General features: G+C 59.2%; 8 protein-coding genes. 3 read left to right on the top strand and 5 right to left on the bottom strand.

The window, feature by feature from the left end; translation table 11 throughout:
- Positions 1 to 22: 22 nt before the first annotated feature.
- The 3 genes from AC3WJE_RS13520 to AC3WJE_RS13510 all read right to left on the bottom strand — a co-directional run bounded on the left by AC3WJE_RS13520 (position 23) and on the right by AC3WJE_RS13510 (position 6,052).
- Positions 23 to 403, bottom strand: a complete 381-nt coding sequence (locus tag AC3WJE_RS13520; protein WP_493731331.1) for an ankyrin repeat domain-containing protein — start codon at positions 401 to 403, stop codon at positions 23 to 25.
- The gene (locus tag AC3WJE_RS13515; RefSeq protein ID WP_493731346.1) at positions 390 to 4,568 is read right to left on the bottom strand and encodes an RHS repeat-associated core domain-containing protein; all 4,179 of its coding nucleotides are present in this window, start codon (positions 4,566 to 4,568) and stop codon (positions 390 to 392) included. The genes AC3WJE_RS13520 and AC3WJE_RS13515 overlap by 14 nt, the downstream gene beginning before the upstream one ends.
- Positions 4,569 to 5,017: 449 nt before the next feature.
- Positions 5,018 to 6,052, bottom strand: coding sequence for an SMP-30/gluconolactonase/LRE family protein (locus tag AC3WJE_RS13510; RefSeq protein WP_493731330.1), 1,035 nt, complete (start codon positions 6,050 to 6,052; stop codon positions 5,018 to 5,020).
- A gap of 202 nt (positions 6,053 to 6,254) precedes the next feature.
- On the opposite strand from AC3WJE_RS13510, the gene AC3WJE_RS13505 reads away from it, so the two are divergent.
- The 3 genes from AC3WJE_RS13505 to AC3WJE_RS13495 all read left to right on the top strand — a co-directional run bounded on the left by AC3WJE_RS13505 (position 6,255) and on the right by AC3WJE_RS13495 (position 9,062).
- Positions 6,255 to 6,896, top strand: coding sequence for a hypothetical protein (locus AC3WJE_RS13505; protein ID WP_493731329.1), 642 nt, complete (start codon positions 6,255 to 6,257; stop codon positions 6,894 to 6,896).
- 337 nt (positions 6,897 to 7,233) lie between these two features.
- On the top strand, positions 7,234 to 7,713 hold the full coding sequence (locus AC3WJE_RS13500) for a hypothetical protein (protein ID WP_493731328.1): 480 nt from the start codon (positions 7,234 to 7,236) through the stop codon (positions 7,711 to 7,713).
- A gap of 11 nt (positions 7,714 to 7,724) precedes the next feature.
- Entirely contained in the window at positions 7,725 to 9,062 is a 1,338-nt protein-coding gene (locus tag AC3WJE_RS13495) for an XVIPCD domain-containing protein (RefSeq protein WP_493731327.1), read from the top strand.
- A 217-nt stretch (positions 9,063 to 9,279) separates the two neighbouring features.
- On the opposite strand, the gene AC3WJE_RS13490 is transcribed toward AC3WJE_RS13495, so the two are convergent.
- Positions 9,280 to 10,416, bottom strand: a complete 1,137-nt coding sequence (locus AC3WJE_RS13490) for an endo-1,4-beta-xylanase (RefSeq protein ID WP_493731326.1) — start codon at positions 10,414 to 10,416, stop codon at positions 9,280 to 9,282.
- 221 nt (positions 10,417 to 10,637) lie between these two features.
- Positions 10,638 to 13,352, bottom strand: a complete 2,715-nt coding sequence (gene galB, locus AC3WJE_RS13485) for a beta-galactosidase GalB (protein ID WP_493731325.1) — start codon at positions 13,350 to 13,352, stop codon at positions 10,638 to 10,640.
- Between the last annotated feature and the right edge of the window lie 93 nt (positions 13,353 to 13,445).

The following is a 13,445-nucleotide window of genomic DNA, read 5'->3' as shown; positions in this document are numbered from 1 at the left end:
TCTCATCATTGACGATGACACCCTACCTGTTGGGGATTACAAGATTGGCTAGCAAAGGATTTCGCCTGATTAGACTCGCTGGCGTATCATCAAAGTCGTTTTTAAGGTGCGCATCCGCCCCCATCTTAAGAAGGGCGGCCGCGATGTCTCGATGCGACCAAATTACCGCGCAATGTAGCGGGGTATTTCCAAGATCACCCCTAACATCGATATCATGAATAAATGGCGCCATTGCATACAGAGATTCCATGTCGCCTTCCATTGCGCAAATATGAATGGGCGTATCCCCATCCATTCCATGGCTTTCTGGCCGTGTGACCTCATAGCCTTCAAACATTGCCATCCGCTTGAATTTTTCGAGTATATGATTAAGCGACGACGTCAGACTGTCATTTGCATTCATCAGAACACTCCATCTTGTATTGTTGTTCTAATTTCTGAACAGTCAATCGATCCATAACGATATCAGCGAAGTGCCTTCCACCCGGATACTGCGCGGATGGCCAATTTGCGTCCCATCTTTCTCGCATTGATATGATTTTCTTAAGATATTCAATTCTATTTCTTAGTTGAGTGCAACGATCCGGATCACGTTGATACCCTTGCCGCTGAACATCTTTGTATGCCTGATACTCTGCGTCACGTCGCTGCTTGTCACTCTGATTTTCCATCCCCATTGATATACCGCCGGCGATGGCAACCCCTCCGGCGACCCACGTAAGCGCATCGATTCCAACGCCCACAAGGCACACAGGATTCGGACCAAGAACGCAGCCCGCCTCCAGCGGATTGGCGATAAGTCCCTTTGGATCTACGCTGGAAGATGGCGCGGATCCGGCATATGAGAACGTAGTCATGCCTGCACGGAGCCCTATCGGATCGCTCTGGATATAGCGCCCCGTACCCGGCTCATAATCCCGGAAATAGTTGTAGTTGAGCCCGTTCACGGTATCGTAGCGCTGGCCCGGGAAGCGCATGTCCAGTACAAGCCGCTTGCCGTCACCATCAGGGTCCTCATTCGGCGCCGTGTTACCGAACGCTTCACCACTCAGATCCCAACGCCAGACCGGCACATCCCGAGCCGGATCTACCACCAAACGCGGGCTGCCCAGGTGATCGGGTTCCACGTAGTACAGCTGCCCATCGGCCAACAGACCGACTGGTTTGTCGTCCATCCAGATGGCCTGCTGCTTGGCCAAGCCTGAGGCATCGTAGTCGCCGAGCCATTGGCCGCCTTCGTCATAGGCCGTCAGCGTCGCCTCGGTGTCCAGCCATCGGCGGACGCGCTCACCTTTGCCGTTGTAGGCGTAGTTCTGGGCGACGGCACCGCCGAGTTTCACCTGGCTCATCCGGCCGCGCTCGTCGTACACGAACTCCTTGGCCATTCCGCCCACGCTGGTCGTATTGCCCGTTGCGTCGTAGGCCCGTGCTATGCCGGCAACCGAAGTCAGTCTGTGACTATCTGTCGGATAGGTGTACACGTCCGATCTATTGGCGTTGGTGAACTTCAAGCGGTTGCCGGTGGCGTCGTACTCGTACCTTTCGATCGCGGTGTTCGTTGCCTGATCCCGGAAGGTGGTCAAGCGCCCCAAGGCATCGTAGTCGAGCAGGCTTTGCTCACCGCCGACATTCAGTCCCGTGAGATCGCCCACCGGGTCGTATCCCAAGTCGACCTTGAGCTGATTGAAGCTATCCGACACGCCAGTGGGCCGGTAATCCTGGTCGAAGGTGCGAGTCAGGGATCGCCCGTTGCCATATGTCCAGCCTGTGCTGGGCCCGAATGGAAGATAGGTTGCCCCCGTCAGCAGAATCGCCCTGTTACCTCCGGCTGCAGTGACGCCGACTTCGCTGATCTGGCCGAGTCCGTTGCGGACATAGTCCACACGCGCTCCGTCGGGGTAGGTCATCGATGCCAGTCGGCCAGCCGGCGTATAGCTATAGAGAACAGTTAGTGCCTGACCATTGACCTCCTGCATCTTCCGCACGACCTCACCGAACGGGCTGTAGCAGTAACTGGTCTTTCCGCTGGCATCGATCATCGTGCTCAGCCTGCCCACCGAGTACTGTTCCGTGGACAGGCAAGCCTGTGGCGCAGCATCGTAGGTGTAGGCGACGTCGTTGGTCGGATCCGGATACTGCACGGCGAGCAAGCGATTGAGTGCGTCATAGCTGTACGTCGCCGTCACGCCCCGGGCATCGGTACGCGTCTTCACGTTGCCGGCTTCGTCATAGGTAAAGCTCGTCGTGCCGGTGTCAGGGCTGACCAGCTTCTCCAGCTCACCGAAGCCGTTGTAACTGTAGGTAGTCGCCAACCCCTTTGGATCGACAACCTTGGTGACGTTGTCCAGCGGGTCGTAGTCAAACTGTGTCTTTGAGGCTATACCAGCCGCATCTTGGATGACCTGTATCAAACGATTCAGTGCGTCTGACTGCTGTGCAGTTGAGTGTCCCAGGGCATCCTTGATGTCGATGGCGTTCCCATTGACGTCGTAGCCAAACTCCGTCAAGTTCAACGACGCATCCTTTATGCTTCTAAGTTGCCCCAGTTGGTCATAAACTCGTGCGAGCGAATGCCGGATCGAGCCACTGGTGTCCTTGAACTGCTCACTAACTCGACTTCCCGCAGCATCAAGCTCATAAACAATTACGGATCCTGATGTGTCTGAAATCCGTACGAGACGATGAGCCGAGTCGTATTCCATGGTGGTGGAAATACCATCAGAATCATATACCTTCTTGAGCAGGCCAGTCGGCCAGTACTCAAGTGTCAACACTCGGTCTCTGACATAACCTGCCACCCCATATTTCACTGAGGTAAGCCAACCCCGAGCATTGTAGGTGTACTCCGTGATCTGATCGTTGGCACCCCTTACTCGCCGCGGCCTCCCGAAACCGTCGTACTCCAGAACAGCGATCTCATGGCCCACTGCATTGACAACTTTCCACAGGTCACCTGCTCGCCAAGCACAGGCATTTGCACCAAAGTCGCAGCCCGGCGCGTCTTCAGCGCGATAGTAGTACCAGACCTTATCGGCAACATCCGACCTGCTCCCATCGATCTCCATCACTAACCCAACCAGCGGACAGGTTCCGGCCGCGACATCCTGTGCTTCGCAATAGCGAACGACAGTTGCGACCGAGATCCCAGTGGAAGAATTAAATTGTGTTTCGCTAACGATCTGTCCGCGAGCGTTGTGGGCCCACTGCATACGGTTCACGACCTCACCTGCCGCGTTCCGTAGGCGCCGCTCTGTCACCACGCTCAACGCCTCATCCCAGTCCACTTCCGTCGTTCGCTCCTGAGTAGTACCCAGGGCCTCAATCCTGCGCACCTCCCGTCCCAGGGCGTCCTGATCGATGTCAGTCGCGACCTTGGAACGATCGGTGATGCGGTCAACATGGCCAGCGTTGTCGTAGGTAAGACTGATGGAAGTGGATTTCGTACAGCCACTGCACTGCTCCGTCATGCTGGATAACGTGCCCAGACCGAACTGTGATGTGTAGGAGCGGATTTGGCGCAAGCCTAATGGCGTGGTAACGGTAGCGGTACCGTCACTACCGTAGGAAATGGAGTACTTGTTCGCTCCGTTTCCATGCTGTGTGGAGATGGCACGACCACTAGTATCATAGGTAAACGTCGCATACCGCTGTCCCCCTTCATCCACAACGCCGGTCAGCGCGCCGAGCAGGCTGGCCCCAGAAGTCTTGTCCGGCTCGTCGTAGAGATAGCCGGTGCGGTTGCCATCGGGATGAACAACGCCCTCCAACAGACCGGTACTACCATATTCATATAACGTGATCTCACCCGCCGGATCGATCACTCCCGACAGCTTACCCACGGAATTATAATCAAATAAAATCGTACGACCTCGTCGATCTCTTGCTTCAGTAAGTTGCCGAGTGCTGGCCACCTGAATATAGGAAAGATGGATGCGCTCACCGTCTCTCCAAATTATGTCCACCAAATTTCCCACAGCGTCATAGCCTTCTGTGTACGCGCCATCGGGTCTCGTGAGCATCCATCCAGTCGTGCCACCCGCTGCATCTGTCCACTGGACTAGACCCAACGCCACGCCTTTCTCTGCCGTCCATTCGCCGTCGGAATCCCTGACGAAGGTGACAATTCGGCCAGTTCCATCTGAGTACTTCGCCAACAATCCCTGAAAGGTCGTCGCGATACTTTTCTCATAACCATGAGTCCAGCCCCGTCCCAATATCCCTTCAGAAGATCCTTGGCTGTTGTAGTGCCTCTCCAGCTTCAGCACGCTAGGCCCATCAATATCGACTACCGACTCATACTTGTTGCCGGTGCTTGCGTTGATTGGATTACCAACCCTCGAGCAGATAGCTCCGCATTGTTGCGGACCTGCGTTTCGCTCAATCGGGTAGTCAGGCGCAGTCCAGCTAAAGCCGCCGTAACCGACGCTCCAAGAATACGAACAGTTCTTGCACGCCTTTAACCATAAAGCCCCAGTATAGTTTCGAGGCCCATATATCTGAACACACTTATACTTCTGGGCATAGTTTGGAATGATCCGCGCCTCATAGTTGATTCGAGTGAATTCCATGCATGCTACATAGGCATCGCCCTGACTTGCATAAATTTCAGCACGCACATCCCCTACTGCTCCCCAACCTGCCAATATACAAAACAGCCCCAATAATAATCTCATCCTTACCCCCGGGCCACGCAAAGTCGCCCTTCCGTATTGATCCTTAAAGCCGGTCAGACTCATAGCCCATATCCAGCTCATCCGAAAAATCGCTTCATTGCAGCATTGAAATTTATCACTCTCTAACAGGCCTAATTAGGCCATTATCACAAAACCATAATATATCTAGGAGCCAGCGCAATGGATTAGTTGGAACCGGCCCACTAATTGATATAGCCAACCAGGCTGTTTAATATTTATGGACGACCAAAACTTTATGAAAAATTAAATATAAAAATGAATTAATACGCACAAATTCCCCCGTACACTGAATCCGAACGAATGCGTTCCGCAATCAATAATTATTATATCGCAGAACTCAATCCGACCGCCATAACATGAGTGCGAGTAAGTATGGAACCAGAAGTCATATAAAGCGTCCGCCCATCATCACCGAAAGCACAGTTGGAGATTGCACCACCCGTCTCGATGCGACCGAGGCGCTTGCCGTCAGGATCGAACACGATCACGCCACCGGGACCGGTAGCGAACAGATGGCCATCCGTTGCCACGGCCATGCCATCGGGCAAGCCCGGGGCATCTTTTCCGACCAGGTCCGAGGCGTCGGCGAACACGCGCTTGCTGACGACATTGCCCTTGGCATCGAGCGTGTAGGCCATCCAGATCGGGCGGGTCGGGTCGGAGTTGGATACGTAGAGGGTGCGCTCGTCGGGCGACAACGCGATACCGTTCGGGAAGCTCAGGCTGTCGTCCAGTAGATGCACGCTGCCATCGGCATCCACGCGGTACACGCCGTTGAACGGCAGCTGCTTGACTGGAGAATCGTTCGTGTCCTTCAGGCCGTACGGCGGGTCGGTGAAAAACACCACACCGTCGCGGCGACGCACCACGTCATTCGGGCTGTTGAAGCGCTTGCCCTGGAACGTCGTCGCCAACGGTGTCTTGTGCTTGGTCACAGGATCGAACCGCGCGATATTGCGGCTACCGGAATCAGCCAGCAACACGGTGCCGCCGGGCTCGGCATACAAACCGTTCGCACCGGGTTCGCGCAGCGTGTCCAGTTCCGGGCCGGTGTAGCCCGACGGCGACAGGAACACCGACAGGCCGTCGCGCTCGGACCAGCGATAGAGCTTGTTCTCGGGTACATCGGTGAATAGCAGATAGCCACCTTCGCGCACCCAGGCCGGCCCTTCGGACCAGGTGAAGCCTTCGGTCAGCTTCTCGATGCGCGCGTCGGGTGCGACCACGTCACGGAAGGCGGAATCGAACGTGGTCAGATGCCCGATCACCGGAAAACGCGGCGCTGGGGCATCAGTCTTCACGCAGGCGGCCAGTGTCAGGAAAGAGATGGTCAACAGGAAACGGGACAGCGATCGCATCTTGGAAATCCGGGCATACGGTTGGGGCAATGATGCCATCCGAAGGGGCTGTACCCTCAACTCGATGCGTTGCACGAGCAAATGAACGATGCCGGGCCATTCGACATCTGAGACTGCATCGTCTTGAAACGATGGTTAGAATCCAGGCCCTGTGCTTATCCATGCTGCAGCGTACGACGAGCGTTCCAAGGAGAGGTGCACGATGGACCCTGTTTCATCCGGCGGTGTCCGGCCGACGCTCACGCGTCCGCCACTCGACGGCCTCCGGCTCGGATGGAACGTCGCCACGTTGTGCGCCGCCATGCTGCTGGTCGCCTGTACCAATGGCCGACCTGACGTCGCACCCGCATCGGTTGTGAGCGGGCAGCCGATACCAGAGATGACAGCAGCAGAGTTGGCGCAACGCCTCGTGCGTTTGATTCTGTCGATCCACGGAAAGCAAGACATCACGCCCGAACGGTTCGAGACGGAGACCGGCGTCGCCATGAAATTCAACGCCGACGATCCGTATGAATTCGGCATCGAAAGAGCCCTGTCAGATGGCGGCAAATATTCGCTCGGCTCGGTATCAGGCCGCGACGGGCGGCCGGCCAGACAGTTTGAGGTGGAATTCGAACCGGCGACGGAAGCAACAATGTGCATGCAACCGATCGGTCCATATCGCCGGGCCTTAGTCGAAGGAGGCTTCAGCGTCACGTGGATATCGCCCCCGCGATTGGGAAGTTCCGCCCGTTGGCACTTCGAGCGAGGCGACGTCGTGGTGACCGCATTCGTCGGGAAGGACGCGCGCAGCGACGACACCGACGCCTGCGTGTACGCGCTGAACGTTCTGGCCGCGCAGTGACGGAATGGACGACGACCAGCTGCCAGCGCCGCCAAACGGGTCTTTTCGCACCTACAAGACGCATTTAGGTGACTTGCCGGGCAGCGATCGGGCGACGTGTAATAACTACAATCGAACCTGGAACACCCGCCCATGGATATCCCTGTGGCGGACGATTAGGGAGATGCGCGCAATGGACGATGTTTCACTTGGCAGCCGAGAACGGAAAACCGGACATGGGACGCATGGCCACCGCCGGTTTGGACGGTGCGTGCTAGCTCTAGCTACTACACTTCTGTTGGCCGCTTGCGCCAATGTGCATTCCCAGAACACACCTACTTATAAAAAGGAGCAAACCATGTCGGAGATGACACCAACGGAACTGGCGCAACGCGTTGTGCGATTGATTCTGTCGATCCACGGTAAACAGGACATCACGCCTGCGCAGATCGAAAGGGAAGCTGGGATCCAGGTGAAGCTCAGTGACGCCGATCCGCAGAAGTTCGGTACCAGCGGCCGCTTGGCGGGCAACGGTAGTTATTCATTGATCTCGGTATCCGACGGCAAGGGGCGAGCTCCAAGAAGGCTGGATTTCGAGTTCAGGCAGACACCAGACATGACCCCGATCACATGCGTGCAAACGATCGATCTCTATCGTCAAGCGTTGCTGGAAGGCGGCTTCGATGCCAAATGGATCGCGCCGCCACGACAGGGCAGCTCCGCCAGTTGGCATTTCGAGCGCGGCGATGTCGTGGTAAGCGCATTTGTCGGCAAGGACGCTCGTCAGGATGATCCGCAGGCTTGCATTTCGACTCTTCAGATTCTGGCGGCACCTTAAGGAGAAGGACGTTGGAGAACGACAATGATCGTCTGGAGAAAATGCTCGCCGACTTCGAGTCGGCTCATTCGGCAGAAGGAAAGGCGCTGCGACAGATGCTCGGCAACACGCCCGAGCTCAAGGCGAGGGTAGAGCAAGCCGTTGAGGCCCGCCAGGTTTCGGGGTTTGCCCCTCATCCAGAAGAGGGCATGGGCTCCTATGAGCCGAAGACCGGGAAGATCCGATTGCCGATGGACGTGCTGGGCTCCGCAAAGATGGATGATCCCCGCAACAGCGATGCCAACACCGCTCGCATCGTCTTGGGTCACGAGATCGGGCACGCAATCAACAAGGCCGATATCGAGAAGACCAATAAGGCTTTCGATGACAGGATCGCGGAGATCGCAAAATCTCCCTCGCCGCATGACTACACCCAGGTACTGAAGGAACGTGGTGAGGTTCAGCGTATCCGCGAATCCAAGGATGAGATCGCCGGCATCAACACGCTGGCCGACTACGTCAAACACGGCAACCCCGATGCGACGCTGGAAGATCTTTACAATGCCAGCATGGAAATGCAGAGCTATATCACCATGGAAGGTGAATCGCCTGATTTTGTCTACAAGCCACGGGACGGATTGACGTTCGGAAACGACCTCAAGATCGATGCAAGCAATGACAAGAACGTCGAGGCGATGGGCAAGCTGTTCTATGACACTCGTGACTATCCGCAGACTTATGGCACCTACGGACTCGGCAAGATTGCGGAAGCTGAAGAAAAAGCCCAGCTGGCGAATCCGACGCGCGCGCAGCCTGAGGTACGGGCTGACCTCAAGTCGCTCGGTATCGATCAGAGCAAGGTGCCGCCGGAGTGGATGCCCAACGGCTTCCGCGACACCAGCGTGACTCCGCCCGCACCGCGACATGAAGCTGACCCGGGCAAAGCGGAACCCGGCCCTGCCGATCGCGCGTTGAATGACAAGATCCGCAACGGTGTGGCCGAGGCGGAGAAGGCGTTGGGCAAGGGCTGGGACGACAACAGCGAGCGCATGACCGCCAGCTTGACCCTGCTGGCGAAACAGAAGGACTTCAACGGGCGCGACGATCTCAGCGTTGCCTTCAACAAGCCTACTGCCGAGCATCAAGGCGGTGAGCTGGCATTCGTGTATCGCGGCGGCGCCACCGCTTCGCCGGATCCCTATGCGAATCGCGCGCAGATACCGACCGGTGAGGCGATCGCGCGGCCGGCGCAGGAGACTTACCAGCAGTTGCAGCAGCACAACCAGCAGGCTGAGGCCCAGCGCCAGACACAGGAACAGTCGTTGCAGGGGCAGGTCCAAGCCACGTCGGCACCGGCTCTGTCGCGGTAGTGGCGCTTCGGCATGCGTGGCAGCGGTAATGGATGCTGGGCCTATCGAGCCCGGCATCAGATATCCGGACTGAGGATCCGGAGCGTCCCGTGAGTTGTTCGTGGTTGGACGAGTGGAGTCGAGCCCTTGCCCTCGTGTGCTGCGCACAGTTTCCCTCTCTCGCAGGCGGGAGAGGGGAGCGACTCGGGTTGCTCTGTACGCTCGGGTCGCGGCGGTGTCAGGGGCCCTTTTTCGGTACGGCCAGTACGGCATCCAGGGCTGGCTTCGGTTGCCGCTGGCGGTCGAACAGCAACGGGTAGTTGGTACGGCCCGGCACCGGATAGTCGTTCTTCCACGACATGCCGTCGTGTACGCCCCAGACACTGACCCGCGAGATCACGTCGCGCTTTCGATGAAACAGCGCGAACAGTTCGGCATAGCGCGTAGCCAGTTGTTGCTGCACGTCTTCAGGCAGGTCATTCGGCCATGGGTCGAGGTAGCGCTTGAATTCCGGCAGCTGGAATTGCGGGTGCGCCATCACTGTGCCGATCACCTGTCCTTCCTTGGTCAACGGCAGCACGTCCACATCCAGTTCGGTGATCATCACTTTGACGCCAAGCGCGGCGTAGGCGTCGATCGCCGCCTCGATATCGCGCAGGCTCGGATAGTCCAGGCCCCAATGGCCCTGCATGCCGATGCCGTCGATGCGGATGCCGGCCGCCTGCAGCATCTTCACCATGCGCACGATGCCGTCGCGTTTCTCCGGGCGCCAGGTGTTGAAGTCGTTGTAGTACAGCTCGGCGTGGGGATCGGCACGTTGCGCGGCACGGAAGGCCTCGCGCACGACGGTGTCGCCATCGCCCACGCTGCGGGTCCAGACGGTGTCGCGGTATGCGCCGTTCTCGTCGATGATCTCATTCACCACGTCCCAGGCATTCACTCGCCCGGCATAGCGACCGGCGATGGTGGCGATGTAGTTGCGCATGCGTTCGAGCTGCGCGGCGGACGTGCTCGGGCGGCCACTCTTGTCGTGAAAAAACCAGTCCGGGGTCTGGTTGTGCCAGACCAGTGTGTGGCCGATGACGAACATGTTGTATCGGTGGCCGTAATCGACGAAGGCATCGGCGGCAGCGAAGTCGTAGACACCGGGGCCTGGGTTGATCACTTCGGCCTTCATTGCGTTTTCGACGGTGATCGCATTGAAGTGAAGTGGCACCAGTGCGGCGCTTGCGGCGTCCTCGCCGGAGACGATCTGTGTGTTGACGGCGGTGCCGATCAGGAAGTCGGCGGCGTAGGCGTCCTTGAGTGTGCTCACCTGCGTGGCGTGGGCGAGGCTGCATGCTGCGAGCAAAGCCAGTACGGCCAGGTTTTTCATTGCGGTTTTTCTGACCAGTTTTTCTATCAAAGCTGGATGGTCACCGTCGTCCCCTGCGAGGCGCCTTTCCACAGCCGAATGGCTGGTAAGGCGGAGACCCCGTGACTTGCATCTTGACGCGAAGCCAAGTCGCTGGGTCCCCGCCTTACCAGCCATTCGGCTGTGGAAAGACGCCTCGCGGGGGACGACGGGGGTGAGATCGTCATGAGCTCGGAGCCCGCTCATTGGCCGATGTCCAGATCGACCGTGGCGTTCGGCAATCCATCGGAAGACACATGCAGCGTGGCCTTACCCGAACCCCCGGCCGAGCCACGTACGATTGCCAGTGCCAGTCCGTTGAAAGTGGCACGTTCGTGCGAAGGGAACGGCGTCATGTCGGTCGGATCGCCGTTGTCGGTGGCGACGATCTCGGCGGCACCTTCGATGTCGAAGTGCAGGCGCAGGTTCGCCGTCGGCACCGGCACGCCATGCGCGTCGAGCATTCGCACCGTCACGAACGCGAGGTCGCGGCCATCGCCGTGGATCGCATTCCGATCGGCCTTCAATTCCAGTCGCATCGGTGCACCGGCGGTGCGCACGGTCTCGCTCGCCCACGGCTTGCCGGCCTTGTACGCCTGCACGCGCAGCTCGCCGGGTTGGTAGACGACTTGATCCCAGCGCAGCCGATACTCGTACGGCCCCTTCTTCTTGCGGCCCTGCGAAACGCCGTTGACGAACAGTTCGGCTTCGTCGCCTGAAGTGAACACGTGTACCGGCGTTACCAGCCCCTCGCGACCTAGCCAGGTCCAGTGCGGCAGCAGGTGCACCATCGGCAGGTCGGGGCGCCAGCGTGACTGGTACAACCAGTAGCGATCCTTGGGAAAACCCGCCAGATCGACGATCCCGGAGTAGGAACTGCGCGAGCTGTAGTACGGCGTCGGCTCGCCGAGATAGTCGAAGCCGGTCCAGACGAATTCGCCCGCCACATAGGGATGCCGATCCAGCGAGGCGAACACCTTGTCGGCGGTCGAACCGAAATCGACTGCGTGCAGTTCGTAGGCACTGACCTGATGGATCGTGGAATCACCACCACGTCCGTCGCGCACCGGTGCGCTGAGCTGCGGCGAGACCGGGAACAGATAGACACCGCGACTGCTCAGCGCCGAGGCGGTCTCGCTGCCGATGATCGCCTTGTCCGGGAATGCGGCATGGAACGCGGGGTACTGCGGTGGCGTGCGGATGCGATCGGTACCTTCGAATTCCGGCTCCTGGCGGATGCCTTCGCCCTGATAGTTGAGGCTGATCAGATCGAACGCAGCCGGAAATGGCATGTCCGGCTTGGCCCAGTTCATCGAGGCGGCGGTCGGCCGGGTCGGATCTTCTTCGTGCGCGATCGCGCTCAGGCGCCGGCCGATCGCCGCGCCCTCCTCGCCGGTGTACTGCTCGCCGACTTCGTTGCCGACGCTCCACGCGATCACCGAAGGATGGTTGCGATCACGACGCAGCATCGCGCGCAGGTCCGGCTCGTGCCACTCGGGGAAGACCAGATGGAAATCCAGCGGCGTCTTCTTGCGCTCCCAACTGTCGAACACCTCGTCGATCACCAGCAGGCCCATCGCGTCAGTCAGTTCCAGCAGCTGCGGATCGGGCGGGTTGTGCGCCATGCGGATCGCGTTGGCACCCATCTCCTGCATGATCTGCAATTGGCGCTGCGCGGCACGCCGATTGAACGCCGCGCCCAGTGCACCGAGGTCGTGATGCATGTTCACGCCGTGCAACGGCACGCGCTCGCCGTTGACCCGCAATCCCTGCTGCGGGTCGAAGTGCAGGGTGCGGATGCCGAAACGGGTTTCGTAGCGATCGATCACGCGGTTGTCGCAGGTCAGCGTGGTGATCGCGACGTAGCGATTCGGATGCTGGTTGGGCGGCGGGCCCCACAGGCGTGGATTGTCGATCCGCGTGGTGGCATCCACTCGTGCAGCACGTTCGCCAGCGCTCAGTTGCAGGCGTGCTTGGGGGATGCGCGCGACGGCCTTGCCGGTTGCGATGCCACCTTCGTCAAGCGCAAATATCTCGGTATCGATGAAGACCTGCGCGTCGTCATGACCATCGTTGTCGATCGACACGCGCAGATTGACGGTGGCCGTCTGCGCAGAGACCTGCGGCGTGGTCACTTGCGTGCCCCACTGCGCGATGTGCACCGGCGCAGTCGTGGTCAGCCAGACATTGCGATACAGCCCGCCGCCGGGGTACCAGCGCGCCGATTCGGGCGGGTTGTCCAGGCGGATCGCCAGCTGGTTCTTGGCACCGAATGTCACGTACGGTGTCAGGTCCACGCGCCACGAGTTGTAGCCATATGGCCAACCACCCACCAGATGGCCGTTGAGCCAGATCGTCGCGTAGGACATCGCGCCGTCGAGATCGAGGAACACCGAACGACCTTTCTCGCTCGCCGGGACGTCCAGCGTCCTGCGATACCAGCCTACGCCCCAGCTTTGCAGACGCCCCATGCCACCGTAGGGACCTTCGGTGATGAACGGGCCGGCGATCGCCCAGTCGTGTGGCAGCGTCACCGCTTGCCAGCGACTGTCGTCGTAGCCGGCCCGCACGAAGGCGACATCGTGGCCGGGATCACCGGGCGGTCTTGCATGACGGCGCGCCGGATCGGTAATCAGCGGATTGGCGGTAGGCAGGATCCACGGCTTGAGCACGACCCGCGTGGCCGCGATCCGCTCCGCCTGCTGCGGCCGTGTGTCGGCGTCCTTGCCGTCCTCGCTTTGCAGCAGCTGCGGGCGCACATCGTAATCGAGCGTGTTGCCGACACCTTCCGGGTCGCCCATGTGGAAGCGCCAGCCGGTGTCGAGCAGGACGCGCTCGCGTGGTGCCTGCGCCTGTACGCTTGAAGCCAGCACCGTCGAGACTAGAAGAAGCGTGAGCAGGCAGATCGACAACCTCATGTTTCCATCCTCTCCAAATCTCTGATTTCTTGTAGGAGCGGCGTGAGCCGCGAAGGGCCTTCCCGGTAAAGCCTCATCGCGGCTCACGCCGCT

The organism is Pseudomonas sp. GW821-FHT07E12 (assembly GCF_058986605.1).
This window is presented reverse-complemented; position numbering and strand designations above follow the sequence as displayed.

Coding starts and splice junctions, on each gene's coding strand:
- AC3WJE_RS13505 (WP_493731329.1), top strand. CDS start 6,255: ATGGACCCTGTTTCATCCGGCGGTGTCCGGCCGACGCTCACGCGTCCG.
- AC3WJE_RS13510 (WP_493731330.1), bottom strand. CDS start 6,052: ATGCGATCGCTGTCCCGTTTCCTGTTGACCATCTCTTTCCTGACACTG.
- AC3WJE_RS13490 (WP_493731326.1), bottom strand. CDS start 10,416: ATGAAAAACCTGGCCGTACTGGCTTTGCTCGCAGCATGCAGCCTCGCC.
- AC3WJE_RS13515 (WP_493731346.1), bottom strand. CDS start 4,568: ATGGAATTCACTCGAATCAACTATGAGGCGCGGATCATTCCAAACTAT.
- AC3WJE_RS13500 (WP_493731328.1), top strand. CDS start 7,234: ATGTCGGAGATGACACCAACGGAACTGGCGCAACGCGTTGTGCGATTG.
- galB (WP_493731325.1), bottom strand. CDS start 13,352: ATGAGGTTGTCGATCTGCCTGCTCACGCTTCTTCTAGTCTCGACGGTG.
- AC3WJE_RS13520 (WP_493731331.1), bottom strand. CDS start 403: ATGAATGCAAATGACAGTCTGACGTCGTCGCTTAATCATATACTCGAA.